Source organism: Pseudomonas sp. PSE14 (assembly GCF_029203285.1).
Taxonomy (GTDB): Bacteria; Pseudomonadota; Gammaproteobacteria; order Pseudomonadales; family Pseudomonadaceae; genus Pseudomonas.
The window spans coordinates 3,896,173-3,922,295 of the sequence record NZ_CP115669.1; the positions used below are offsets into that span (position 1 = coordinate 3,896,173).

Consider the following 26,123-nt stretch of genomic DNA (forward strand, 5'->3'; position numbering starts at 1 on the left):
GGGTGTCCCGCTGAGCGCGCTGATCGACGACTGATGACGGATCAGTCCCGTACCGCCTGGCCTTCCTCGGCAATCTTCGCCGCATCCCAGCCACCGCCCAGGGCGGCGATCAGTTGCACGCTGGCGGTCAGCCGGCTGCCCTGCAGGGTGAGCAGGGTGCGCTCGTTGGACAGCGCGCTGGTCTGGGTGGTGACCACGTTGCTGTAGTCGATGGTGCCGGCCTTGTACTGGTTGAAGGTCAGGCGCAGCGCCTCGCGGGCGGCGTCCAGCGCTTCCTGCTGCACGCCGCTCTCCTCTTCCAGCACCTTGAGCTGGACCATGTAGTCCTCCACTTCGCGGAAGCTGTCGAGCACGGTCTGCCGGTAGCTGGCCACGGTCTGGTCGTAGCTGGCCTCGGCCTGCTCCACCTGCGAGGCGATCAGGCCGCCGTCAAACAGGGTCATGGCGAACTGCGGGCCGATGGACCAGTAGCGGTTGGGCGTCTCGATCCAGTTCTGGAAGCTGCCGCTGCGGTAGCCGCCGGCGGCAGTGAGGGTCAGGTCGGGGAACCAGGCGGCCTTGGCCACGCCAATCTGCGCATTGGCGGCGATCACCTTGCGCTCGGCCGAGGCCACGTCCGGGCGACGCTGCAACAGCTCCGACGGCAGCAGCGCCGGTACCTGCGGCAGCGCAGGGACGGCGTCCACGGCGGCCAGGGAGAACTGCGCCGGCGGCACCCCGACCAGCACGGCGATGGCGTGCTCCAGCTGGGCGCGCTGGTATTTCAGGTCGATAGCCTGGGCCTCGGTGCTTTTCAGTTGGGTGCGCGCCTGGGCCACGTCGGCCTTGGTGACGATGCCGGCGTTGTACTGGTTCTCGGTGAGCTTCAGCGAGCGCTGGTAGGCGACCACGGTGTCGTTGAGCAGCTTGATCTGTCGGTCCATCACCCGCAGTTGCAGGTAGTCCTGGGTCAGCTCCGACTGCAAGGACAGGCGCGAGGCGGCCAGGTCCGCGGCGCTGGCGTCCATGCTCGCGGTGTCGGCTTCCAGCTGGCGGCGCAGCTTGCCCCACAGGTCCAGCTCCCAGCTCACGCCGAGGCTGGCGTCGTAGCTGTTGGAAATACCACCGCCGCCACCGCTGGCCACGGTGGAGCCGTCGGGCAGGCGCACGCTGCCGCCGCTGCCGGTGCCCTGGCCCGAACGCGTCTTGCCGGCATCGGCGCTGATGGTGGGGAAGAACGAGGCGCGCGCGCCCTTGGCCAGCGCGCGGGCCTGGCGGTAGGACGCCACCGACTGCGCCAGGGTCTGGTTGGCGGCGACCAGGCGGGTCTGCAGGTCGTTCAGCGTGGCGTCGCCATACAGTTCCCACCAGGCACCATGGTTGAAGCCGTCCTGGGGCTTGGCCAGTTGCCAGCCCTCACCCTCCTTGAAGCTGGCGGGGACCGTCAGCTCGGGGCGCTGGTAGTCCGGACCGATGGCGCAACCGGCCAGGGCCACGGCCAGCACCAAAGGAAGCAGGGAACGAGAGCGGATCATACGGGTGTCTCCAGGGCGCCGTCGGTACGCACGCCGCGCTTCTTGTTGACCCAATGGCGCAGGCGGTCGAGGTAGAGGTAGACGACGGGGGTGGTGTACAGGGTCAGCAACTGGCTGCCGATCAGGCCGCCGACGATGGTCATGCCCAACGGGCGGCGCAGCGCGGCATCGCCGCCGACGCCGAAGATCAGCGGCAGCGCGCCCAAGATGGCGGCCAGGGTGGTCATCATGATTGGCCGGAAGCGCTTCATGCAGGCTTCCAGGATCGCGTCGCGCGGCGACAGCCCGAGAGTACGTTCGGCGTCGAGGGCGAAGTCGATCATCATGATCGCGTTCTTCTTCACGATGCCGATCAGCAGGATTACCCCGATCAGCGCGATCAGCGACAGCTCGGTGCGGAACAGCATCAGCGTGAGCAGCGCGCCGACGCCGGCGGAAGGCAGCGTCGAGAGGATGGTCAGCGGGTGCACGTAGCTCTCGTAGAGGATGCCGAGCACGATGTACACCGACACCAGCGCCAGCAGGATCAGCCAGGGCATGTTGTTCTGGGTGTCCTGCACCGCGCCGGCGTTGCCTTCGAAGGTGGCCTGGATGTCGATGGGCAGGTGCAGCGGCTCCAGCGCCGCCATCACCGCGTCGCGGGCCGGGCCGATCAGCGCGCCGGGTGCCAGGTTGAAGGAGAAGGTGGTCGCGGCGAACTGTCCCTGGTGGTTGACCGTCAGCGGCGCGCGGCTCGGCTCCACATGAGCGAAGGCCGACAGCGGCACGCGCTGGCCATCGCTGCCGATCACGTAGACCTGGCGAAGCTCCTCGGGCGACTCCTGATAGGGCTGATCCACCTCCATCACCACGTGGTACTGGTTCAGCGGGTTGAAGATGGTCGAGACCTGGCGCTGGCCGTAGGAGTTGTTCAGCACCGCATCCACCTCGGCGACGTTCACCCCGAGGCTGGCGGCGCGGTCGCGGTCGATCACCAGGCGGCTCTGCACGCCCTTGTCCTGGGCGTCGCTGTTGACGTCCACCAACTGCGGCACCTTGTTCAGCACCGCCTCGACCTTGGGCCCCCACTCGCGCAGCAGGGCCAGGTCGTCGCTGCGCAGGGTGAATTCGTACTGGGCGTTGCTCTGCCGGCCGCCGATGCGCACGTCCTGGCCGGCCTGCAGGTAGAGCGTGGCGCCGGGAATCTTCGCCAGCTGCTTGCGCAGGCGGTTGACGATGACCTCCGCCGAGTCGCGCTCGCCGATGTCCTTCAGGGTGACGAAGAAGGAGCCGGTGTTGCTCGACTGCCACTTGCCGCCGCCGACGAAGCCCACCACGTTCTCCACCCCCGGATCGGCGGAGAGAATCTTGCGGAACTCGGCCATCTTCTGGTCCAGCGCCTGGAACGAGATGCTCTGGTCGGCCACTGCAAAGCCACGCAGCCGTCCGGAGTCCTGCTGCGGCAGGAAACCCTTGGGCACCACCACGAACAGGTAAACGTTCAGCGCGATGCAGCCGAGCATGATCACCACCATCAGCCGCGAATGCTCCAGCGCCCAGCTGAGGCTGGCGCGATAGCGCAGCATGAAGGCGACGAAGTAACGGTTGCTCTGGCGTGCCACCGAGGCCTTCTGCGGTCGTTCGATGGGCTTGAGCAGCCGCGCGCAGAGCATCGGCGTGAGGGTCAGGGACACCACCAGCGACACCAGGATCGCCGCCGCCAGGGTCACCGAGAACTCGCGGAACAGCCGCCCGGTGATGCCGCCCATCAGCAGCAGCGGGATGAACACCGCCACCAGCGACAGGGTCATCGACAGCACGGTGAAGCTCACCTCGCGGGCACCGCGAATGGCCGCCTTGAGCGGCGGGTCGCCCTCCTCGATGCGCCGGGCGATGTTCTCGACCACCACGATGGCATCGTCCACCACGAAGCCGGTGGCGATGATCAGCGCCATCAGCGACAGGTTGTTCAGCGAGAAGCCGCACAGGTACATGACCGCGAAGGTGCCCACCAGCGATACCGGCACCGCGAGGCTGGGGATGAGCGTGGCGCGGCCGTTGCGCAGGAACAGGTAGACCACCAGGATCACCAGCATCACCGAGATGATCAGGGTCAGTTCGGCCTCATCCAGCGAGGAGCGGATCGACGGGCTGCGGTCATCCATCACCGAGAGCTTCACCTGCGGGCCGAGCACATCCTGGATCACCGGCAACTGCTCATGGATGGCGTCGGTGGCCTCGATGATGTTGGCGCCCGGCTGGCGGGTGATGATCAGTAGCACCGCCGGCAGGTTGTCGGAGAAGCCGGCGTTACGCACGTCTTCCACCGAGTCGGACACCTTCGCCACGTCCTTCAGGCGCACCGCCGCGCCGGTCTCGGCGTTGTAGTGGACGATCAGCGGTGCATATTCGCTGGCCTTGCGCAGCTGGTCGTTGGAGTCCACCTGCCAGTGCCGCTCGCCGAATTCCAGCGCACCTTTCGGCCCGTCGGCATTGGTGTTGTCGATGGCGGTGCGCACGCTGTCCAGGGAAATGCCGTACTGGCTGAGCTGGTCCGGGTTGACGTCGACCCGCACCGCCGGCAGCGAGGAGCCGCCAATGCTCACCTGCCCCACGCCCTTCACCTGCGCCAGCTTGGGCGACACGATGGTCGAGGCCAGGTCATACATCTGCCCACGGGTATAGGTATCCGAGGTCAGGGTGAGGATCATGATCGGCATGTCCGACGGGTTCGCCTTGCGGTACGTCGGGTTGTTCGGCATGCCGGTGGGCAAAAGGCTCGCCGCCGCGTTGATCGCCGACTGCACCTCGCGCGCGGCGCCGTCGATGTCCTTGGACAGGTCGAACTGCACGATGATGGTGGTGTTGCCCAAGGAGCTGCTGGAGGTCATGTCGGTGACCCCGGCGATGCGTCCGAGCGCGCGTTCCAGCGGCGTTGCCACGGTGGAGGCCATGGTTTCCGGACTGGCGCCGGGCATCGCCGCCTGCACCAGGATGGTGGGGAAATCCACGTTGGGCAGCGGCGCCACCGGCAGCAGGCCGAAGGACAGGATGCCGGCCAGCATCAGCGCCAGGGTCAGCAGGCTGGTGGCGACCGGGCGCAGGATGAACGGGCGCGACAGATTCATCACCCGCGCTCCGCCGGGTCGATGCTGTTCACGTCAAGGCCATGGCGGCCGCGCCAGTCCGCCCAGCGCGCGGCGAGGCGGTCGAAGTACAGGTAGATCACCGGGGTGGTGAACAGGGTCAGCAACTGGCTCAGCAGCAGCCCGCCAACCATGGTTACACCCAGCGGCTGGCGCAGTTCGGCGCCGGCGCCGCCGGCGAGCATCAGCGGCAGCGCACCGAGCAGCGCGGCCATCGTGGTCATCAGGATCGGACGGAAGCGCAACAGGCAGGCCTGGTAGATGGCCTCATGGGGCGGCTTACCCTCGTTGCGTTCGGCGTCCAGGGCGAAGTCGATCATCATGATCGCGTTCTTCTTCACGATGCCGATCAGCAGGATGATGCCGATGATCGCCACGATGCCAATGTCCTGCCCCGCCAGCATCAGCGCCAGCAACGCGCCCACGCCCGCCGAGGGCAGCGTGGAAAGGATGGTCACCGGGTGGATGAAGCTCTCGTAGAGGATGCCCAGCACGATGTACATGGTGACGATGGACGCCAGCACCAGCAGCAGGGTGTTCGACAGCGACGACTCGAACGCCTGCGCCGCGCCACGGAAGCTGCCTTGCAGGCTCACCGGCAGCTCCATCTGCGCCTCGACGTCGCGGATCGCCTGCACCGCCTCGCCCAGGGCGACGCCCTTGGCCAGGTTGAAGGAGATGGTCGCGGCCGGGAACTGGGCGATGTGGTTGACCGCCAGCAGGGTGTGGCGCTCCTCGACCTTCGCCAGGCTCGACAGGCGCACCTGGGTGCCGTCGCTGGCGGGTACGTAGAGGTTGTCCAGCGACTGCGGGCCGATCTGGAATTGCGGCGCCACTTCCAGCACCACGCGGTACTGGGTGGCCTGGGTGAAAATGGTGGAGATCAGCCGCTGGCCGAAGGCGTTGTACAGCACGCTGTCGATGCTCGACAGGCTCACACCCAGGCGCGAGGCGGTGTCGCGGTCGATGTTGATGTAGGCCTGCAGGCCCTTGTCCTGCCAGTCGCTGGCGACGTCGGCCAGCTCTGGCAACTGCTCCAGGCGATCCACCAGTTTCGGCACCCACTCGGCGAGCACCTCGGGGTCGGCGTCCTGCAGGGTGAACTGGTACTGGGTGCGGGCGACACGGTCTTCGATGGTCAGGTCCTGCACCGGCTGCAGGTACAGGCGGATGCCGGGGACCTTGTCCAGCTCCGGCTGCAGACGCTGGATCACTTCGCTGGCGGTGACGTCACGCTCGGCATGAGGCTTGAGGTTGATCAGCAGGCGCCCGGTATTGAGGGTGGCGTTGCTGCCGTCGACACCGATGAAGGACGACAGGCTTTCCACGGCCGGGTCCTGCAGCACCACCTTGGCCAGGTCCTGCTGGCGGCCCGCCATGGCCTGGAAGGAAATCGACTGCGGCGCCTCGGCGATGCCCTGGATCACCCCGGTGTCCTGTACCGGGAAGAAGCCCTTGGGCATGACCACATAGAGCAGCGCGGTGAACGCCAGGGTGCCGACGGCCACCAGCAGGGTCAGTCCCTGATGGCGCAGGACCACGCGCAGGGCGGCCGCGTAGCGCTCGATCATGTGCTCGATGAAGCGCCCGGCGGCGCGGGCGAAACGCCCTTCCTTCTCCGGCTCGACGTGGCGCAGCAGCTTGGCGCTGAGCATCGGTGTCAGGGTCAGGGAAACGAAGCCGGAAATCAGGATGGCCACCGCCAGGGTGATGGCGAACTCGCGGAACAGTCGCCCCGCCACGTCGCCCATGAACAGCAGCGGGATCAGCACGGCGATCAGCGAGAAGGTCAGCGAGATGATGGTGAAGCCGATCTGTTTCGAGCCCTTGAGCGCAGCCTCCAGCGGCGGGTCGCCCTGCTCCAGGTAGCGCGCGATGTTCTCCACCATGACGATGGCGTCGTCCACCACGAAACCGGTTGCGATGGTCAGCGCCATCAGCGTCAGGTTGTTGATCGAGAAACCGGCCAGGTACATCACGCCGAAGGTGCCGATCAGCGACAGCGGTACGGCGAAGCTGGGGATCAGCGTCGCGGAAATGTTGCGCAGGAACAGGAAGGTGACCATCACCACCAGGCAGACGGCGAGCAGCAGTTCGAACTGCACGTCCGCCACCGAGGCGCGGATGGTCGTGGTGCGGTCGGTGAGCACCGTCACTTCGAGGCTGCCCGGCAGGGTCGCCTGCAGTTGCGGGAGCATCTTCTTGATGCTGTCCACCACCTCGATGACGTTGGCCCCCGGCTGGCGCTGGATGTTCAGCACCACCGCCGGCGAGGTATTGGCCCAGGCGGCCAGGCGCACGTTCTCGGCATCGTCCTCTACGCTCGCCACGTCACGCACGCGCAGCGGCGAGCCGTTCTTGTAGGCGATGATCAGGTCGCGGTAGGCGTCGGCGGACTTGAGCTGGTCGTTGGCGTCCAGGGTAGAGGAACGGGTCGGGCCGTCGAAGCTGCCCTTGGGGCCGTTGAGGTTGTTGTTGGTGACGGTGGTCTGCAGGTCCTGCAGGCTCAGGCCGGCCGACGCCAGGGCCGCGGGGTTGGCGCGGATGCGCACGGCCGGACGCTGACCGCCGCTGATGCTGACCAGGCCGACGCCGGAAATCTGCGAAATCTTCTGCGCAAGACGGGTGTCCACCAGGTCCTGGATCTGCGGCAGCGGCATGTCCGTGGACATCACAGCCAGGGTCAGGATCGGCGCATCCGCCGGGTTCACCTTGCTGTACACCGGCTGGTTCGGCAGGTCCTTGGGCAGCAGGCTCTGCGCGGTGTTGATCGCCGCCTGCACCTCCTGCTCGGCCACGTCCAGGTTCACCTGCAGGCTGAATTGCAGGGTGATCACCGAAGCCCCGCCGGAGCTGGTGGAAGACATCTCGTTGAGGCCGGGAATCTGCCCCAGCTGGTTCTCCAGCGGCGCGGTGACCGAGGAGGTCATGATGTCCGGGCTGGCGCCGGGGTAAAGGGTCACCACCTGGATGGTCGGGTAGTCCACCTCCGGCAGCGCCGAGATCGGCAGGAAGCGGTAGGCGATGATCCCCGACAGCAGGATCGCCACCATCAACAGCGTGGTGGCGACCGGCCGCAGGATGAACAGGCGGGACGGGTTCATTCGCTCTTACCGCTGTCCTGGACCGGATTGTCCGAGCCGAACGGCTTGGCGGTGCTCTTGTCGCCGGCCTGATCGGCAGCCTCCTGAGCCTTTTCGTCGGAGGCGACGATGTTCATGCGCATGCCGTCGCGCAGGCGGTCGGTGCCCTGGACGACCACGCGATCGCCCTCCTTCAGGCCCTCCGTCACCACCACGCGCTCGTTCTCGCTGGTGCCCAAGGTAACCAATTGGCGCTTGGCCTTGTCCTCCTCCCCGACCAGGTAGACGTAGGTGCCGTCGTTGCCGCGCTGCACGGCGTTGGCCGGGATGGTCAGCACGCCCTGCAGGGTCTCGGCGAGCAAACGTACGTTGACGAACTGGTTGGGGAACAGCTTGTGGTCGTCGTTATCGAAACCGGCCTTGAGCTTGACCGTGCCGGTGGTGGTGTCGATCTGGTTGTCCAGGGTCTTGAGCACGCCGCTGGCGAGGGTCTGGTTCTGGTTGCGGTCCAGCGCCTGCACCGGCACTGGCTTGCCGCTGTACAGCTCGCGGGCGATGGTGCCGAGCTGCTGCTGCGGCAGGCTGAACACCACGGAGATGGGCTTGACCTGGGTGATCACCACCAGCGGCGTGGTATCGCCGGAGGTGACCAGGTTGCCCACGTCCACCTGGCGCAGGCCGACGCGGCCGGAGATGGGCGCGCGCACCTGGGTGAATTCGAGGTTGAGCTTGGCGTCGCTGACCTGGCCCTGGTTGGTTTTCAGGGTGCCTTCATACTGGCGCACCAGCGCTTCCTGGGTGTCCAGGGTCTGCTTGGCGATGGAATCCTCGGCATACAGGCCCTTGTAGCGCGCGAGGTCGATCTGCGCGTTCTTCAATTGCGCCTGGTTCTGCAGCAGCGTGCCCTGGGCCTGATCCAGCGCGGCCTGGAACGGACGCGGGTCGATCACCGCGAGCACATCGCCGGCCTTCACTTCCTGACCTTCCTGGAACGGCACCTTGACCAGCTGGCCGCTGACCCGCGCGCGGACGTTGACCGTGTTGTAGGCCGTGACGGTGCCGAGGGCGTGGTAATGCACCGGCAGGTCACCCTTGACCGCGGGCGCAACGCTGACGGTCACCGCCGCGCCCTGCCCCGCCGCCATCTGCCCCGGGCCCGGCCGCCCGCCGCGTCCGCCGCCCTGGGCTGCCGGCGCCCCGCTGGACGTCGAGTGCAGCCACATGATCAGCCCCACCACACCGGCGAAGATGATCGCAGTGAAGAGCCAGGGGCGCAGGGTGCGGAGTTTGGAGGGCGTTCCATTGCTTGGGGTCATGGTCGTCGTCATGGCGAAAAGAAAAGAGGATAGCGAGGCTGAACGATAAGCACAGCAAGGCCGCAGGCAAAGTCTCTTTACCCGCTATTTACCTTTGATTTACCGGAGGTTACGAATTTTCCAGGACGTTGCGACCCGGATCGGCCGGAAGGGTTCCGACCAGCCGGACCGACCCTGCGGGGTCGGCCCGGTTGTGTCATCGGCGCCGGGGTATCAGTTCAGGGCGGCGATGGCGGCGGCGTAGTTCGGCTCGTCGGCGATTTCGCCAACCAGCTCGCTGTGCAGCACCTTGTTCTGCTCGTCCAGCACCACGACGGCGCGGGCAGCCAGGCCAACCAGCGGGCCGCTGGAGATGGCCACGCCGTAGTTGGCGAGGAACTCACGGCCACGCAGGGTGGACAGGTTGACCACGTTCTCCAGGCCTTCGGCGCCGCAGAAGCGCGCCTGGGCGAACGGCAGGTCGGCGGAAACGCACAGCACCACGGTGTTGGCCAGCTTGCTCGCCTCGGCGTTGAACTTGCGCACGGAGGTGGCGCAGGTCGGGGTGTCGACGCTGGGGAAGATGTTCAGCACCTTGCGCTTGCCGGCGTAGGTTTCCAGGGTGACGTCGGAGAGGTCGCCGGCGACCAGCTTGAGAGCCGGAGCCTGCTCGCCTTTCTGCGGCAGCTTGCCATCGACGGAAACCGGATTGCCCTTGAGGGTGACTTGAGCCATTGCTTGGGTCCTTCTGGTGAGGGGTGGCAGCGCTGGCGGAATGCCAACACCGCCCGAGGATTCGGGGCCGGGGGGCAAATCCTAGCACGACTTGTCTGAGTGGAATGCTCGGGATATCCGGGTGCGGCTTCCTGCGGCGGATTTCCTCGGATATATCGACAGCGAAACCTGGCCCCCTGTAGGAGCCCGCCGTGCCCGCGAAGTTCTTGCTCTTCGTAGGAACGGACTCCGTCCGCGATGCTCTTCGTAGGGCGAATAACGCCTAAGGCGTTATCCGCCGTCTTGTTCGGAGTTACTGCGCCGCATCGACGTGTGCTGAGAGATTTTGTTTCGCCCCCTCGGGCGAGTCCCTTTTGGGGCCCAAAAGGAACCAAAAGGCCTCGCCCCTGCATCCGGTTTTTCGCTTAGGCGAAAAATGCCCTCGCTCCATCGAAGTTTCAGGGGCACGAACTAGGCGTCCCCCTTGACGGGCCATCCATGGCCCAACGACGCTCTCGCGGCGTCCATGCCGCTCAACCCCTGAAACTCCGATTCCACTCGGCCTCCTGAAGGGGCGCTCCGGTGCGTGCGGATATTTCTCTGGAAACCCTTAAGAGCCAGAGCTGTGCGGTGCGAATGCTTTCGTAGGAGAGACGGGGGCGCCTAGCCCTTGTCCGCGAAATCTTGCCACTGCCCCACGCTTCAGGATGAACGCCTGTAGGACCGAAGCCCCCTCACCACCTCCGCTCCGCAAACAGCTGCGCGAGCCAGTCGGAAAACACCCGCAACCTCCGCGACATCTGCCGCCGCACCGGATAGAGCACGCTCAGCGCCAGCTGCGGTGGCCGCCATTGCTCCAGCACTTCCACCAGCTCGCCGCTGGCCAGCCCGTCGCACAGGTGATAACGCGGCGCCTGGATCATTCCGAAACCGGCACGGCAGGCCGCGATATAGGCATCGGCGTTGTTCACCGTGATCCGGCTCGGCAACCGGGTGGTAAGCAACTGGTCCCCGAGACGAAACTCCAGGTCGAAGATGCGTCCGCTGGAAGCCGACTGATAATTCACCGCCAGATGCCCGGTCAGCCGCTCCGGATGCTCCGGCAGGCCATATTCCTCCAGATACGAACGGCTCACGCAGGTGAGCTGCTCCAGTTCGGCAATGCGCCGGCCCACCAGGCTGGAATCGGGCAAATCACCAGCGCGCAGCACGCAGTCCACGCCCTCGCGCACCAGGTCGACTTGGCGGTCGTTGAGGCTCAGCTCCAGCTCGATCTGCGGATAGCGCCGGCAGAACGCCGGCAGCGCCGGAATCACCACCAGCCGCCCCAGCGAACTGGGCAGGTCGACCCGCAGCTTGCCGCGCGGATTGTCCGGCGACTCAGAGAAACAGCTTTCCGCCTCCTCCAGATCCTCCAGCAACCGCACGCAGCGCTCGTAATAGGCCTCGCCGTCAGCAGTGACACTGACCTGGCGGGTGGTGCGGCGCAGCAACTGCACGCCCAGGTGCGACTCCAGTTGCTGGATCAGCTGGGTCACGCTGGCGCGCGGCAGCTGCAGGCTGTCCGCCGCCTTGCCAAAGGCCTTGAGTTCGACGATGCGGATGAAGACCTGCATGGCCTGCAAGCGGTCCATGGCGACGCTCCTATTATTCATTCAAGACAAATAGTTAAACCGTAATCAGCCGGTTTATCCATGCAATCCAAACAACAAGAATGAATCCACTTCCCCACCTCCCGGAGAACTGAGCATGAAAACCCGCCGCCTCGGCCCGCAGGGCCCCAGCGTTTCCGCCATCGGCCTCGGCTGCATGGGCATGTCCGACTTCTACACCACCGGCATCGACGAGAAGGAGTCCATCGCTACCCTGCACCGCGCCCTGGAACTGGGCGTCAGCCTGTTCGACACCGCCGACGTCTACGGCCCGCACACCAACGAGGAACTGCTCGGCCGTGCGCTGAAAGGCAAGCGCGAGCAGATTTTCCTCGCCACCAAGTTCGGTCTGGTGCGCAACCCCGACCAACCCGCGAGCCGGGGCGCCAATGGGCGTCCGGAGTATGTGCGGCAGGCCGTGGAAGGCAGCCTCAAGCGCCTGGGCACCGACCATATCGACCTCTACTACCAGCACCGCGTCGACCCCACGGTGCCCATCGAGGAAACCGTCGGCGCCATGGCCGAGCTGGTGCGCGCCGGCAAGGTGCGCTACCTGGGCCTGAGCGAAGCTTCCGCCGAGACCCTGGAGCGCGCCCACAAGGTCCACCCGATCACCGCCCTGCAAAGCGAATACTCCCTGTGGACCCGCGATCCGGAGGAAAACGGCGTGCTGGAAACCTGCCGCCGCCTGGGCGTCGGCTTCGTTCCCTACAGCCCGCTGGGACGCGGCTTCCTCACCGGCGCGCTGCAAAGCCCCGACGACTTCGCCGAGGATGACTACCGCCGCGTCAGCCCGCGCTTCACCGGGGAAAACTTCGCGAAGAATCTGCAACTGGTGGAAAAAATCGGCGAACTGGCCGCCGCCCGTGGGGTGAAACCTTCGCAGCTGGCCCTGGCCTGGGTGCTGGCGCAGGGCGAGCACCTGGTGCCGATTCCGGGTACCAAGCAGCGCAAGTACCAGGAAGAGAACGTCGCCGCCGTGACGCTGGAACTCAGCGCGGCGGAGCTGGCCGAGATCGACGCCATCTTCCCCGTTGGCGCCGCCGCGGGCGGTCGCTACAGCGCAGAGGTGATGAGCCTGATCCAGTGAATGCGCGCCCCGCGAGCGAACGCCAGCGGTTATGCTGGTGTTCGCTTGACGGAGGCCCCATGCGACGGATTTCCACCCTGCTGTTGATGACCCTGGCCTGCACCGCCGTGGCGCAGGGAGAGTGTCGGGTCACCACCGTTCACAGCGGCGACCGGCTCAGTTGCCAGAGCCGTGATGGCACATCCCAGGGCATTCGCCTGCGCGGCATCGACGCCCCCACGGCCAATCAACCCTTCGGCGAGCGCGCTCGGGAAGCCCTGCAACGACTCACGCTGGGCAAGACCACCAGCCTGCGCGCAGTACAACCTGAAACGGATGGTTCAGTGCGTGCAGCGGTCTGGGTGGAGCCGGCCGATTGCCCCGGCTGCGGCCAGACGCTGGACGCCGGCCGCGCGCTGTTGAGCGTAGGCCTGGCGCGCTGGCGACAGACGGATGAGCAGACGGCCGAAGAGAAAGGCCAGTACGAATTCGAAGAACAGGAAGCACGGGCGCGCCGGATCGGCCTGTGGCGCGCCCCTTGAGAGCCTGTTCAGTGTCTGCCTGCACTCGGCGAGCACCTTGATCGAACGCTGAGCGCTCAGCGCTCCGCGCGGAAACGCAGGTACTCGACCACCTCGGCCTGGGTGCCGCGAAACTCGATGCGCGATTCCTTGCTCTCGCGCTGGAAGGCGTACATCGGGTCGTAGTATTCGCTCAGCAGCCCTTCGATCCAGCCCCGGTGCAGGTCCACCGCGCCGCTGCGCTTCTGCTCGTCCAGCGCCGCGTCCATGATCGCGGCCAGGCGCTGGTAGCGCTCGCCGCCCAGGCGCTTGACGATGCCCGACAGGCTCTTGCGCAGGTAGGCCGCGAAGGCGTCGAAACCACCCTCCTCACCCACTACCTGGACATGGTCGGCGCACAGGTCGATCACGTAGTCCTTGAGGATGCGCTCCACGCGCTGCTCGAAGCTGTCGTCCAGCCACACCAGCGGGTAGTGCTGCATGCCCTGGTACAGCTCCAGCGGCACCGAGCAGCTGCCGACGATGCGCCCTTCGTCTTCCAGCACGAACTGCTCCATGCCGGCGTGGCGCTTCTTCAGGATGTCGATGGCCAGGCGGTTCTCGAAATCGATCTGCGCCGGCTGCGGCGTGGCGCGGCGACCGAAGGCGGAGCCGCGGTGGTTGGCGTGCCCCTCGAGGTCGAGGCTGTTGGCCAGCTGGGCAATCACTTCAGTCTTGCCGGTACCGGTCAGGCCGCCGACTAGCACGAACTGGCACTCTTCGGCCGCCGCCTGGGTGGTATCGAAGAGGAAGGCGCGCATCGCCTTGTACCCCCCGACCACGCGGGGGTAATCGATACCAGCCTCGCTCTTGAGCCACTGCTGGGTGATCTGCGAGCGCAGGCCGCCACGGAAGCAGTACAGGTAGCCTTCGGGATTTTCCTTGGCGAAGGCCGCCCAGGCTTCGATGCGCGCGGCCTTGACCTTGCCGTTGACCAGCTCATGGCCCAGGGCGATGGCCGCCTGCTGGCCGTTCTGCTTGTAGCAGGTGCCGACCTTCTGCCGCTCGATGTCATTCATCAGCGGTAGGTTCACGGTGTGCGGGAAGGCGCCCTTGTCGAACTCGACCGGGGCGCGCACGTCCATCATTTTCACATCACCGAGGAACAGCTCGCGGTAGTGGCGGGTGTTGTCGCGCATCACGCCACCTCGACCGCGTGACGCTGTCGGCCAACCAGTTCGCCGATGGGCGCCAGGTCGAGGCCGAGTTCCTTCGCGGTGGCGAGGAACTGCGCCTCGCCTTCCGGCTCCACCGCCACCAGCAGGCCGCCGCTGGTCTGCGGGTCGCACAGCAGCAGCTTGTGCAACTCCGGCAGCGGCGCGATGCGCTCGCCGTAGCTGTCGAAGTTGCGCAGGGTGCCGCCGGGCACGCAGCCGGCCTCCAGGTAGTACTCGACACTGGAAAGGCGCGGCACGGCGTCGTAGCGGATGCGCGCGGTCAGGCCGCTTCCGTCGGCCATTTCCACCAGGTGGCCGAGCAGGCCGAAGCCGGTGACATCAGTCATCGCCTTCACGCCTTCCAGCTTGCCGAAGCGCGAACCGGGCTTGTTCAGGGTGCACATCCAGTCGCGGGCGACGCCGACGTCTTCGGCGCGCAGCTTGGCCTTCTTCTCGGCGGTGGTGAGGATGCCGATACCCAGAGGCTTGGTCAGGTAAAGCTTGCAGCCTTCAGTGGCGGTGTCGTTGCGCTTCATGAAGCGCTTCTCGACCATGCCGGTGACCGCCAGGCCGAAGATCGGCTCGGGCGCATCGATGGAGTGGCCGCCGGCCAGCGGGATGCCCGCGTCATCGCAGACCTTGCGACCGCCGGCGATCACCTCGCGGGCGATTTCCGGCGCCAGCACGTTCACCGGCCAGCCGAGGATGGCGATCGCCATCAGCGGGTCGCCACCCATCGCATAGATGTCGCTGATGGCGTTGGTGGCGGCGATGCGACCGAAGTCGAAGGGATCGTCGACGATCGGCATGAAAAAGTCGGTGGTGGACACCACGCCACGCTCGGCGTCGATAGCATAGACAGCGGCGTCATCGCGCGAGGCGTTGCCGACCCACAGGTTCGGGTCGAGGTTCTGCGCGCCGCTGCCGGCGAGGATGACCTCCAGGACCTTGGGAGAAATCTTGCAACCACAGCCGGCACCATGGCTGTACTGGGTCAGGCGGATCGGTTCGCTCATCGCGGACTCCGGCGAAAGAAAAACAGACGACGATTCTAGCAAAGCCGACCTTGGCGGCGCTTGCCCCCGGGCGTATCGTCGAAAGGTTTCGCAAGGGGGAATTCCCGATGTCCAAACAGATTGCGCTGGTGCTCGGTTCCGGTGGCGCGCGCGGCTACGCGCATATCGGCGTGATCGAGGAGATCGAACGGCGCGGCTACGAGATCGTCTGCATCGCCGGCTGCTCGATGGGCTCGGTGATCGGCGGCATCTACGCCGCCGGCAAGCTGGAAGAGTACCGCGAGTGGGTGGAAAGCCTGGATTACCTGGACGTGCTGCGCCTGCTCGACGTGAGCTTCCGCCTCGGCGCCATCCGTGGCGAACGGGTGTTCGGCAAGATCCATGAAATGCTCGGCGAGATCGACATCGAAGACCTGCCGATTCCCTACACCGCCGTGGCCACCGACCTCACCAACCAGCAGGAAATCTGGTTCCAGGAAGGTTGCCTGCACCAAGCCATGCGCGCTTCGGCGGCGATCCCCAGTCTGTTCACCCCGGTCATGCAGGGCAGCCGCATGCTGGTGGACGGCGGCCTGCTCAACCCGCTGCCGATCGTCCCGGTGGTCTCGACCCACGCCGACCTGATCGTCGCAGTCAACCTCAACGCCACCAACCAGCGCCAGTATTCGCTGCCGGTGATCGAGCGGCCGGCCGCCATCATGGGCCGTTTCGACGCGGTGATTTCCGGCCTGTCCAACAAGCTGAGTTTCTTCCGGCGCGGCGACAGCGAGGCACCACCGGAACTGCTGCCCGACGCCCTGCTCAACCCGATACCGGCCACCGCGGAGGAACCCGCCGAACCGGAGATGCAGCAGCCCGCCGCGGCCCCACGGGGCAAGGGCTCGCCGCGCTCGGCCACCGGCAGCCGGGTGATCGAGAGCAGCAGCCCGGCGTCCCTGCTGGAACTGGTGAACCAGAGCTTCGAAGTGATGCAGACGTCGCTGGCGCAGTACAAGATCGCCGGCTACCCGCCGGACATCCTGATCAACGTACCCAAGCGCGTGTGCCGCTTCTTCGAGTTCTACAAGGCCCCGGAACTCATCGCCCTCGGCCGGCAGATCGCCAGCGATACGCTGGATCGGTATGAGGAAGAGAATCGGTATTGACCGCCGGTGTTGTGTGGTTCGCGAGCAAGGACTGGGCGTCCCCCTCGGTCCTACAGATCGGCGACATACCCAGGCGTATCCCTGTTAGCGCGGATTTCGTCGCGATGGATTTCGCGGACAAGGTCCGCTACGGAAGGGTGCTCCGCTCTGGCTCTTAAAGACTTCCAGAGAAATATCGGCACACTCCGAACCGCCCCGTTCAGGAGGCCTCGTTGAAGCGGAGTTTCAGGGGTTGAGCGACATGGATGTCGCGAGAGCCGCGATGGGCCAAGGATGGCCCTTCGTGGGGGGACGCCTAGTTCGTGCCCCTGAAACTTCGATGGAGCGAGGGGAGTCCCGCGAAGCGGGACCCGGATGATGGGGCAAGACCTTTGGTTACTTTGCGTCGCTTGGCAAAGTAACTCGCCCGAGGGGGCGAAACAAAATCTCTCAGCACATGCCGTAGCGGCGCAGAAACACCCAACTCCAAAGCAACAGCATCGCGGACGGAGTCCGCTCCTACGTTGTTTTCTGGGTCCCCGCGTTCGCGGGGATGACGCAGAGGAATGCGAATCTCCCCGTCACTCCCGCGAACGCGGGAGACCAAAAGACAGTTGCTCCTACGCAGGGCGCGGTGCCGGAGTCAGCCTGCAGGAGCGCCGTGCCATCAACTCTCGCGCAAGCGATAGCCAACACCCGCTTCGGTAACGATGAAGCGCGGGCTGGCCGGGTCATCGGCGAGCTTCTGCCGCAGGTGGCCTACGACGACACGCAGGTAGTGGGTGTCCTCGGTATGCGTCGGCCCCCAGATATCCTTGAGCAACTGCTGCTGGGTCACCACCCGCCCAAGGTGCCGCGCCAGGGTCGAGAGCACCGCATATTCCTTGCGGGTCAGCGAGACTTCGGCGCCGTCCAGCAGCACCCGGCGGTAGGAAAAATCCACACTCAGCGGCCCCACCGCGACCACCGCTTCCTGCGTCTCGCCGCCAGCGCCCTGACGCAGCAGCACACGGATGCGGGCGAGGAACTCCTGGATGCCGAAGGGCTTGGTCACGTAGTCGTTGGCGCCGCCGTCCAGCGCCAGCACCTTTTCGCTCTCGCTGGCGCGCACCGACAGCACCAGCACCGGCACCTGCGACCACTCGCGCAGTTCCCGCAGCACGTCCTGGCCGTCCTTGTCCGGCAGGCCGAGGTCGAGCACCACCAGGTCCGGGCGGCCCAGCGCGGCCTGGGCCAGGCCTTCCTCGCCGGTACCGGCCTCCAGCACCTTGTAGCCACCAGCGCTGAGGCTGATGCGGAGGAACTTGCGGATCTGCGGTTCGTCGTCGACGACCAGGATGGTGGCGGCGCTGGCGTTCATCGGGGAACTGGGCTGGCTGGCGGGGCCGTCCAGCTTGAGCCTTTCAGACAGCGGCATCAAGCTGCTCCATGTCCGGCTGCTGCTGCAACGGCAGGTGCAATACCAGGGTCGTGCCGCGCCCATCGATGCCGTCCTCGACGGTGATCCGTCCGCCATGGGCGCCGACCATGCCCTGGCAGATCGCCAGCCCCAGCCCGGTACCCTGCCCTCCGCGATCGCCACGAGCGGCGGTGTAGAACATGTCGAAAATCTTCTCCCGCTCGGCTTGCGGAATGCCCGGCCCTTCGTCGCTGACCAGGAAGCGCAGCTCCTCTTCACCCTGCTCCACCGCCACGCGCAGGCGGCCTTGCGGCGGCGAGAAGCGCGCGGCGTTCTCCAGCACGTTGACCAGCGCCTGCTCGATCAGCGCGGCGTGCACGTAAAGCAGCGGCAACTCGGGCGGCACGCGGGTTTCCACACGATACGGGGCGACCACCGCACGCAGGCGGTTGAGCGTGCTGCCGACGATGTCGCCAGGCGAGACCCAGTCGCGCGACAGCTTCAGGCCGCCGTGACCCAGACGGGTCATGTCCAGCAGGTTCTGGATGTAGCGGTCCAGGCGCTCGGCCTCGTCGCGGGTACTTTCCAGCAGTTCGCGACGGTCGTCGGGTGGAATCGCATCGCCGAGGGCCAGCAGGCTGTCGATGGCGCCGCGCATGGAGGTCAGCGGCGTACGCAAATCGTGGCTGACCGAGGCCAGCAGCGCACTGCGCAGCTGTTCGGTTTCGCCGTGCAGGCGCGCGGCTTCCAGGTCTTCGGCCAGACGCGCGCGGGCCAGCGCCTGGCCCAGCGGCTGGCCGAGGGCGGCGAGCAGGCGGCGGCGCGAACCCGGCAACGGCTGGCCATCGCGCGGGCTGACGCCCAGCAGCGCCAGCGGGCCGTCCTCGCCGGACAGCGGCCACCACCACCAGCGCCCCCCCGGCAAGGTGCCGGTGCCCAGGCCGGCGGGCTGGTCGTGTTGCCAGGCCCAATCGGCGGCGGCGCGCTCCTGATCGTCGAAGGGACGGTTCAGGCCGCCTTCGACCTTCCACTCGCGGTTCCGCTGGCCGAGCAGGCAGATATCCAGCCCCTCCCAGCCACCCAGCTGCTGCGCGGCGGCGGCCATCACCGCCTGGCGGTCGGTGGCGGCGGTGAGCTTGCGCGACAGGTCGAGCATCTGGCTGGTTTCCTCCTGGGTGTCGCTCAGGGCCTGCAATTGCCGGCGCTGGCGCGCGGCGAGGTTACCGGTGAGGCCGGCCATGAGCAGGAAGAACAGCAGGGTCAGCACGTCCTCTTCGCGCTGGATGGCGAAGGAGAAATGCGGCGGAATGAACAGGAAGTCGTAGGCCAGGAACGACAGCACCGCGCAGGCCAGCGCCGGCCCCAGGCTGCTGCGCACCGCGACCAGCAATACGGCGGCGAGGAACACCAGGGAGATGTTGGGCAGCTCCAGCACGCTGGCGACCCCCCAGGCCACAGCGCTGGCCACTGCCGCCGCGACTGCCGACAGCAGGTAGTCGCCCCACGGCCAAGGGCTTTGCGGACGCCCCTTCGGCGGCGCCAGGTCAGCCTCGCTGTCGAGTACGCTGATCTCCAGCCCGTCGCCCAGGCGCAGCAGGCGCGCCGCCAGGCCGCCGCCGAACAGCCGGCGATACCAGCGCTGCCGCGAGCGGCCCACCAGCACGAGGCTGGCGCGGCGCTCCTTGGCGTGCTCGATCAGGGTCATCGCCACTTCACCGCCGCGCAGCTCGACCACGTCGCCGCCCAGGCGCTCGGCCAGTTGCTGGGCACTCTGCAGTTGCATGCGCGACTCTTCACTGCGCGGCTCCGCCGTATCGACGTGCACCAGGCTCCAGGGCAGATGACGCCGCTCGGCCACGCGGCTGGCGTGGCGCACCAGGCGTTCAGCGTTCCGCTCGCCGTCCACCCCGACCAGCAGGCGCCCGCGCAACGCCGGCGCTTCGCTGCCCTGCTGCCGGTAGCGATGGGCCAGGTCGGCGTCGACCCGCGCCGCTGCCGTCTGCATGGCCAGCTCGCGCAAGGCGGTCAGGTTGGTCTGGCTGAAGAAGGCGTCGATGGCGGCCCGCGCCTGCTCGGGCACGTAGACCTTGCCTTCGCGCAGGCGCTCCAGCAGTTCGCGCGGCGGCAGGTCCACCAGCAGCAGTTCATAGGCTTCCTGCAGCACCCAGTCGGGCACGGTTTCGCGCACCTGCACGCCGGTGATGTCGCGCACCTGGTCATTGAGGCTTTCCAGGTGCTGCACGTTGACCGTGGTGTAGACGTCGATGCCGGCCGACAGCAGCTCCTCGATGTCCTGCCAGCGCTTGGCGTGGCGGCTGCCGGGGGCGTTGCTGTGGGCCAGTTCATCCACCAGGGCGAGCTGCGGCGGATCGGCCAGCAGGCCGTCGAGATCCATTTCCACCAGCTTGATGCCACGGTATTCGGTGCGCTTGAGTGCCTGCTGCGGCAGGCCCGCGAGCAGCGCTTCGGTTTCGGCGCGGCCGTGAGTCTCGACGATGCCCACGCGCAGGTTCACGCCCTGACGCAGCTGGCTCTGCGCGGCCAGCAGCATGGCGTAGGTCTTGCCGACCCCCGGCGCGGCACCGAGGAAGACCTTCAGGCGGCCACGGCCCATGCGTGGCAATTCGGCAAGCAGGGCGTCGGCGCGGTTGGAGTCGGTCATGGCGTTATCCTCGGAGCGCTCGCGGCGCTCGTTTCAACACGAGAGCGAGGCCAAAGGCCCCTCTCCCCAGCCCTCTCCCTGAAGGGAGAGGGAGCCGTCCTCTGCCAATGGACGACACGGCATCTTTTCCTCATACCGTGGCAGACCCCGGTACTGGCGCTGGAGTCTAACGAGGCAGACTGGCCAGGGCCATGTTCAGCGCCAGTACGTTGACCACCGCGGGGCCGATCAGCGGGCGCTCGGTGTTGGCCTCCACCAGTCGTTCCAGGCTGGCCGTCGGCACACCGCGTTCCAGAGCGATGCGCGGCACCTGGTATAGCGCGGCGGCCGGCGGCAGTTGCGGGTCGAGGCCGCTGCCGGAGGTGGTGACCAGCGCCAGCGGCACCGGCTGGCCGCCAACCTGCTGGGCGGCAGCGTCCTTGGCGATGCGTTCGGCCAACGCCGGGTTGCCGGGCGCGAGGTTGCTGGCGCTGCTGGAGACGGTAGCGAAGTCACCGGCCGAAGGGCGCGACTGGAACCACTGGGCGCCGTCGAACTTCTGCGCGATCAGGGCAGAGCCGCGCACATTGCCCTGGTCGTCACGCACCAGGCTGCCGTTGGCCTGGTCGTGGAACGCGACCTGGGCGACGGCGGTGACGGCCAGCGGATAGGCAACGCCGGTGACGACGCTGAGCAGGGCCAGCGAGGCGATGGCGGGGCGGAGTTGGTTGAGCATGTTCGTGTTCCTCTGTTGGGTTAGGAGCGGGGCTGTCTACCCTCTCCCCCGCCCTCTCCCTGAAGGGAGAGGGAGTTGTTCGGAGCATCCGGCGAGCTCCACATTTCCCGATACCACCGGACGGTCCCCTCTCCCTTCAGGGAGAGGGTTAGGGAGAGGGCGCACGGCACCAACGCCTCCCGTCAGTCGATCAAAGAAGCCCGTCAAGCCAGGCCCACGGCGACCAAAACCATATCGATCACCTTGATTCCCACGAACGGCGCGACCAGCCCGCCCACGCCGTAGATCAGCAGGTTGCGCCGCAGCAGGTGCGAGGCGTCGCTGGCCTGTACGCGCACGCCGCGCAGGGCCAGGGGAATCAGCGCGACGATGATCAGCGCGTTGAACACGATGGCCGAGAGGATGGCGCTTTGCGGGCTGGCCAGCTTCATCACATTAAGCACGCCCAGTTGCGGGTAGATGCCGGCGAACAGCGCTGGGAGGATGGCGAAGTACTTGGCCACGTCGTTGGCCACCGAGAAGGTGGTCAGCGCGCCGCGGGTCACCAGCAGTTCCTTGCCCACCTGCACCACATCCAGCAGCTTGGTCGGGTCGCTGTCCAGGTCCACCAGGTTGGCGGCTTCGCGAGCGGCCTGGGTGCCGTCGTTCATGGCCATGCCGACGTCCGCCTGGGCCAGCGCGGGGGCGTCGTTGGCGCCGTCGCCGCACATGGCGACCATGCGGCCCTCGCCCTGCTCCTGGCGGATGCGCGCCAGCTTCTTCTCCGGCGTGGCTTCGGCGATCACGTCGTCCACCCCCGCCTCGGCGGCGATGGCGGCGGCGGTCAGCGGGTTGTCGCCGGTTACCATCACGGTGCGGATGCCCATGCGACGCAGCTCGGCGAAGCGCTCGCGGATGCCCGGCTTGACCACGTCCTTCAGGTGGATCGCCCCCAGCAGCTTGCCGTCGGCCACCACCAGCAGGGGCGTGCCGCCGCTCTGGGCAATGCGCTCGATTTCCTTGGCCAGGCTTTCCGGCATCTGCGCTCGGTCCAGGCCGATGAAGGCCAGCGCGGCGTCCACCGCGCCCTTGCGGTACACGTGGCCGTCGAAGTCGATGCCCGACAGGCGCGTCTCGGCGCTAAAAGCAATCGGCGTCACGCGGCTGCGCTCGGGCTCCGGCAGGATGACCTGCGCGCGGAGGAACTCGATGATGGACTTGCCCTCGGGCGTGTCATCCGCCAGCGAGGCGAGGAACGCGCCCTCGGCCAGCTCCAGCTGCTGTACGCCAGGCGCGGCATGCAGGGCGCTGCAGCGACGGTTGCCGAAGGTGATGGTGCCGGTCTTGTCGAGCATCAGCACATGCACGTCACCGGCGGCTTCCACGGCGCGGCCGGACTTGGCGATGACGTTCAGGCGCACCAGGCGATCCATGCCGGCGATGCCGATGGCCGAGAGCAGGCCGCCGATGGTGGTGGGGATCAGGGTCACCAGCAGCGCCACCAGGAACACCAGCGGCAGGTTGCCGCCGGCGAACAGGGCGAAGGGTTTCAGGGTCACGACCACCAGCAGGAAGATCAGGGTCAGGCCGATCAGCAGGATGTCCAGCGCCACTTCGTTGGGGGTCTTCTGGCGCTTGGCGCCTTCCACCAGGGCGATCATGCGGTCAAGGGTGGATTCGCCGGGGTTGGCGGTGATCTTCACCAGCAGCCAGTCGGACACCAGCCGGGTGTTGCCGGTCACCGCCGAGCGATCGCCGCCGGATTCGCGGATCACCGGCGCGGATTCGCCGGTGATGGCGGCCTCGTTGACCGCTGCCACGCCTTCGATCACCTCGCCATCGCCGGGGATCAGCTCGCCGGCTTCGACGCGTACCACGTCACCTTTGCGCAGGGTGCTGGCGGTCACTTTCTCGAAGTGGCCACTGGCGCTGCGACGCATCGCCTGCAGGCCCTGGGTGCCGGCCTTGAGGCTGTCGGCGCGGGCCTTGCCGCGGCCCTCGGCGAGGGCTTCGGCGAAGTTGGCGAAGAGCACGGTGAACCACAGCCATACGGCAATCTGCACGGCCACGAAGGTCGGCACCGCCTCGCCGCCGACCACGCAGAGCACGGTGGTCAGCACGGCCGTCAGGGCCACCACCAGCATCACCGGCGAGCGTTGCAGCTGGCGCGGGTCGAGCTTGAAGAAGGACTGCACCAGGGCCGGCTTCCACAGCGCGGCGAAGGTGGTGGTCGGGCGTTTGTCAGCGGCTCTCGACGAGTTCTTCAGGGCGAGATCCTGGGTTTGCGCATTCATTGCGAAAGCTCCTCAGAAACCGAGCGTCAGGTGATCGGCCACCGGGCCAAGCACCAGGGTCGGCAGGAAGTTCAGGCCGCCGACCAGCAGGATGGTCGCGGTCAGCAGGCTGACGAACAGCAGGCCGTGGGTCGGGAAGCTGTTGGGGCCGACCGGGGTGGCCTTCTTCGCCGCCAGGCTGCCGGCGATCGCCAGCACCGGCAGGATGTAGCCGAAGCGGCCGATCAGCATGGCCAGGGCAATCATCAGGTTGTGGAACGGCGTGTTGGCGCCAAAGCCGGCGAAGGCCGAGCCGTTGTTCGCGGTGCCCGAGGTATAGGCGTAGAGCAGCTGGCTGAAGCCGTGCGGCCCCGGGTTGGTCACCGCGGCAGCCGGCCCCGGCAGGCTGGCAGCGATGGCGCCGAGCACCAGCACGCCCACCGGCATCACCAGCAGAGTTGCCACCAGCAGGCGGACTTCGCGGGCTTCGAGCTTCTTGCCCAGGTATTCCGGCGTGCGGCCGACCATCAGCCCGGCAAGGAACACCGCGATCAGGACGAACAGCAGCATGCCGTAGAGGCCCGCGCCGACACCGCCGAAGATCACTTCGCCAAGCATCATGTTGATCATCGCCATCATGCCCGACAGCGGGTTGAGGCTGTCATGCATGGCGTTCACCGAGCCGTTGGAGGCCGAGGTGGTGGTGACCGCCCAGAGCACGCTGGCGGTGGTGCCGAAGCGGCTTTCCTTGCCTTCCAGCGGAGCAACCTGCTCCACCGGCAGCGCGCTGAGCGCCGGGTTGGGCTGGTACTCGGCCCACAGCGACACCCCCAGGCTCAGGGTGAACAGCACCAGCATGCAGGCGAGGATGGCGCGGCTCTGGCGCAGGTCCTTCACGTAGTGGCCGAAGGTGAACACCAGCGCCGCCGGGATCAGGATGATCGAGGCGACCTCGAACAGGTTGCTCCAGATGGTCGGGTTCTCGAACGGGTGCGCCGAGTTCACGCCGAAAAAGCCGCCGCCGTTGGTGCCCAGCTGCTTGATGGCGATCTGGCTGGCCGCCGGGCCCAGAGGGATGGACTGGTCGCTGCCCTGCAGGGTCAGGGCGTGGGCGTAATCCAGGAAAGTCTGCGGCACGCCCTGCCAGACCAGCAGCAGCGCCAGCAGCAGGCACAGCGGGATCAGCCCGTAGAGGGTGGCGCGGGTGAGGTCGACCCAGAAGTTGCCCAGGTTGTTCGTCGACTTGCGCGCGATGCCACGGGCCAACGCCACCAGCACGGCCAGACCGACGGCGGCGCTGACGAAGTTCTGCACGGTCAGGCCGAGCATCTGGCTCAGGTAGCTGAGCGACGCTTCGCCGCTGTAGGCCTGCCAGTTGGTGTTGGTAACGAAGCTCACGGCGGTGTTGAACGCCAGGGTCCACTCCAGGCCCGGCAGGTGCTGCGGATTGAGCGGCAGCGTGCCCTGCAGCATGAGGATGGCGAATAGCAGCGCCAGCCCGGCCAGGTTGAACGCCAGCAGCGCGACGGTGTAGCTCTTCCAGTCCTGCTCGTCCTCGGGATGGATGCCGCAAGCGCGATAAATAGCCCGCTCCACCGGCAGGAAGACGGGGCTCAGGAAGGTACGCTGCCCTTCCATCACCGTGTAGTAGAAACGCCCGAGGAAGGGTGCCGGCACCAGCACCAGCGCCAGGAAGGCGACAATCAGCAGAATGTCATGACTGTTCATGACGTCTCCTAGGAACGGTCGGCGCGCAACAGCGCCACCAGCAGATAAATGAACAGTGCCGTGGCCAGGACCAGGGACACACCGTCGAGCACGCTCATGATTTCTCTCTCCTCACGCGGGCGACTCCATCGCTTTGCGCGGCTTTTGCCGCTTGACGGAAATTTTCCGCACGGAAGGCGTAAAGGAGCGATTCCCGAGGTGCCGGCGGGGCATAAAGAAACCGTAAAAACTGCTGGAGAGGCCCTTTGTGGTGAACATCGCCGCCTGATCCGCGCGGCGAAACCGGCCGCCGGGGCACACATCCCAGCGGTCTCCCCAGGTTTGCAAGCCGCCCCGCTCATGCCCTAGGCTTGGCACTTGTAAATTCATCCGATGATTGGATGTTTCCGTGCCCAGCCCCATTCAGAAGCGCTCGCTGGTGGATATCGCCCTCGAGCAGATCCGCCTGCGTATCGATGACGGCACCTGGCCCCTGGGCCAGCGCCTGCCGCCGGAACCCGAACTGGCCGAATCCCTCGGCATCAGCCGCAACACCGTGCGCGAAGCGGTGCGGGTGCTGACCTTCTCCGGCGTGCTGGAAGTGCGCCAGGGCGACGGCACCTACGTGCGCGCCTGCGCCAATCCGCTGGACACCATGCTGGTGCTGGCACGCAGCTCGGTGGAGCAGGCCCTGGAAGCACGCGGCATCATCGAGGTGGAAGCCAGCCGGCTGGCCGCCGAGCGCCGCACCGAGACGGACATCCTGGCCCTGCGCGAGGCCCTGGAGGCCTCCGCCATTCGCCATGGCGGCGCCCTGGACGACTACATCGCCCATGACCTGATCTTCCACCAGCGCGTGGTGGACAGCGCCCACAACCCGGTGCTCAGCGAGCTGTACCGCTACTTCTCACAGGTGATCCGCGCCGGCCTGGAACGCACCATCAGCGACCCCAGCCGACCGCAGCCGAGCTTCGAACTGCACCGCGAGCTGCTCGACGCCATCGAGCGCGGCGATGCCGAGGCCGCCGCCCGCGCCAATCGCGCCCTGCTGATCTGACTTTTTGTCTTTTGCCGGAATG

At 66.8% G+C, this 26,123-nt stretch carries 18 protein-coding genes; 4 read left to right on the forward strand and 14 right to left on the reverse strand.

Features of this window, described 5'->3' with window-relative positions; translation table 11 throughout:
• Positions 1 to 41 precede the first annotated feature (41 nt).
• From O6P39_RS17790 to O6P39_RS17815, 6 genes are all read right to left on the reverse strand, one after another.
• Entirely contained in the window at positions 42 to 1,514 is a 1,473-nt protein-coding gene (locus O6P39_RS17790; RefSeq protein ID WP_275607801.1) for an efflux transporter outer membrane subunit, read from the reverse strand.
• Positions 1,511 to 4,621, reverse strand: coding sequence for a multidrug efflux RND transporter permease subunit (locus O6P39_RS17795; protein ID WP_275607802.1), 3,111 nt, complete (start codon positions 4,619 to 4,621; stop codon positions 1,511 to 1,513). The genes O6P39_RS17790 and O6P39_RS17795 overlap by 4 nt, the downstream gene beginning before the upstream one ends.
• Positions 4,621 to 7,743 carry an MdtB/MuxB family multidrug efflux RND transporter permease subunit gene (locus O6P39_RS17800; RefSeq protein ID WP_275607803.1) on the reverse strand — a complete coding sequence of 1,041 codons (3,123 nt, stop codon included), beginning with the start codon at positions 7,741 to 7,743 and terminating at the stop codon, positions 4,621 to 4,623. Before O6P39_RS17800 ends, O6P39_RS17795 begins: the two co-directional genes overlap by 1 nt.
• Complete coding sequence (locus O6P39_RS17805; protein ID WP_275607804.1) at positions 7,740 to 9,038, reverse strand: MdtA/MuxA family multidrug efflux RND transporter periplasmic adaptor subunit; 1,299 nt, start codon at positions 9,036 to 9,038, stop codon at positions 7,740 to 7,742. Before O6P39_RS17805 ends, O6P39_RS17800 begins: the two co-directional genes overlap by 4 nt.
• 213 nt (positions 9,039 to 9,251) lie before the next feature.
• Complete coding sequence (tpx, locus tag O6P39_RS17810) at positions 9,252 to 9,752, reverse strand: thiol peroxidase (RefSeq protein WP_275607805.1); 501 nt, start codon at positions 9,750 to 9,752, stop codon at positions 9,252 to 9,254.
• A 713-nt stretch (positions 9,753 to 10,465) separates the two neighbouring features.
• A complete protein-coding gene (locus O6P39_RS17815) occupies positions 10,466 to 11,365 on the reverse strand; it encodes a LysR family transcriptional regulator (RefSeq protein ID WP_275607806.1) in 900 nt (299 codons plus the stop codon).
• 115 nt (positions 11,366 to 11,480) lie between these two features.
• Between O6P39_RS17815 and O6P39_RS17820 the strand changes: the two genes are divergently transcribed.
• Both O6P39_RS17820 and O6P39_RS17825 read left to right on the forward strand, forming a co-directional pair.
• On the forward strand, positions 11,481 to 12,473 hold the full coding sequence (locus O6P39_RS17820; RefSeq protein ID WP_275607807.1) for an aldo/keto reductase: 993 nt from the start codon (positions 11,481 to 11,483) through the stop codon (positions 12,471 to 12,473).
• 59 nt (positions 12,474 to 12,532) lie between these two features.
• The gene (locus tag O6P39_RS17825; protein WP_275607808.1) at positions 12,533 to 12,994 is read left to right on the forward strand and encodes a thermonuclease family protein; all 462 of its coding nucleotides are present in this window, start codon (positions 12,533 to 12,535) and stop codon (positions 12,992 to 12,994) included.
• A 56-nt stretch (positions 12,995 to 13,050) separates the two neighbouring features.
• Here the strand turns inward: O6P39_RS17825 and mnmH are convergent, their stop codons facing one another.
• Together mnmH and selD are read right to left on the reverse strand one after the other, a co-directional pair.
• The gene (mnmH, locus tag O6P39_RS17830; protein ID WP_275607809.1) at positions 13,051 to 14,151 is read right to left on the reverse strand and encodes a tRNA 2-selenouridine(34) synthase MnmH; all 1,101 of its coding nucleotides are present in this window, start codon (positions 14,149 to 14,151) and stop codon (positions 13,051 to 13,053) included.
• Entirely contained in the window at positions 14,151 to 15,185 is a 1,035-nt protein-coding gene (selD, locus tag O6P39_RS17835) for a selenide, water dikinase SelD (protein ID WP_275607810.1), read from the reverse strand. Before selD ends, mnmH begins: the two co-directional genes overlap by 1 nt.
• 107 nt (positions 15,186 to 15,292) lie before the next feature.
• Between selD and O6P39_RS17840 the strand changes: the two genes are divergently transcribed.
• Positions 15,293 to 16,330, forward strand: a complete 1,038-nt coding sequence (locus O6P39_RS17840) for a patatin-like phospholipase family protein (RefSeq protein ID WP_275607811.1) — start codon at positions 15,293 to 15,295, stop codon at positions 16,328 to 16,330.
• A 646-nt stretch (positions 16,331 to 16,976) separates the two neighbouring features.
• On the opposite strand, the gene O6P39_RS17845 is transcribed toward O6P39_RS17840, so the two are convergent.
• From O6P39_RS17845 to kdpF, 6 genes are all read right to left on the reverse strand, one after another.
• Positions 16,977 to 17,669 (reverse strand): response regulator, encoded by a 693-nt coding sequence (locus O6P39_RS17845; protein WP_275611976.1) that lies wholly within the window; start codon positions 17,667 to 17,669, stop codon positions 16,977 to 16,979.
• A gap of 43 nt (positions 17,670 to 17,712) precedes the next feature.
• A complete protein-coding gene (locus O6P39_RS17850) occupies positions 17,713 to 20,370 on the reverse strand; it encodes a sensor histidine kinase KdpD (protein WP_275607812.1) in 2,658 nt (885 codons plus the stop codon).
• 166 nt (positions 20,371 to 20,536) lie between these two features.
• The gene (kdpC, locus tag O6P39_RS17855) at positions 20,537 to 21,085 is read right to left on the reverse strand and encodes a potassium-transporting ATPase subunit KdpC (protein WP_275607813.1); all 549 of its coding nucleotides are present in this window, start codon (positions 21,083 to 21,085) and stop codon (positions 20,537 to 20,539) included.
• Positions 21,086 to 21,288: 203 nt separating this feature from the next.
• The gene (gene kdpB, locus O6P39_RS17860; RefSeq protein WP_275607814.1) at positions 21,289 to 23,358 is read right to left on the reverse strand and encodes a potassium-transporting ATPase subunit KdpB; all 2,070 of its coding nucleotides are present in this window, start codon (positions 23,356 to 23,358) and stop codon (positions 21,289 to 21,291) included.
• A gap of 12 nt (positions 23,359 to 23,370) precedes the next feature.
• Positions 23,371 to 25,065, reverse strand: coding sequence for a potassium-transporting ATPase subunit KdpA (gene kdpA, locus O6P39_RS17865; RefSeq protein ID WP_275607815.1), 1,695 nt, complete (start codon positions 25,063 to 25,065; stop codon positions 23,371 to 23,373).
• 8 nt (positions 25,066 to 25,073) lie between these two features.
• On the reverse strand, positions 25,074 to 25,163 hold the full coding sequence (gene kdpF / locus O6P39_RS17870) for a K(+)-transporting ATPase subunit F (RefSeq protein ID WP_090262021.1): 90 nt from the start codon (positions 25,161 to 25,163) through the stop codon (positions 25,074 to 25,076).
• A 278-nt stretch (positions 25,164 to 25,441) separates the two neighbouring features.
• On the opposite strand from kdpF, the gene O6P39_RS17875 reads away from it, so the two are divergent.
• Positions 25,442 to 26,101: a FadR/GntR family transcriptional regulator gene (locus O6P39_RS17875; RefSeq protein ID WP_275607816.1), complete on the forward strand. Its 660-nt coding sequence runs from the start codon at positions 25,442 to 25,444 to the stop codon at positions 26,099 to 26,101.
• The last annotated feature ends 22 nt before the right edge of the window (positions 26,102 to 26,123 follow it).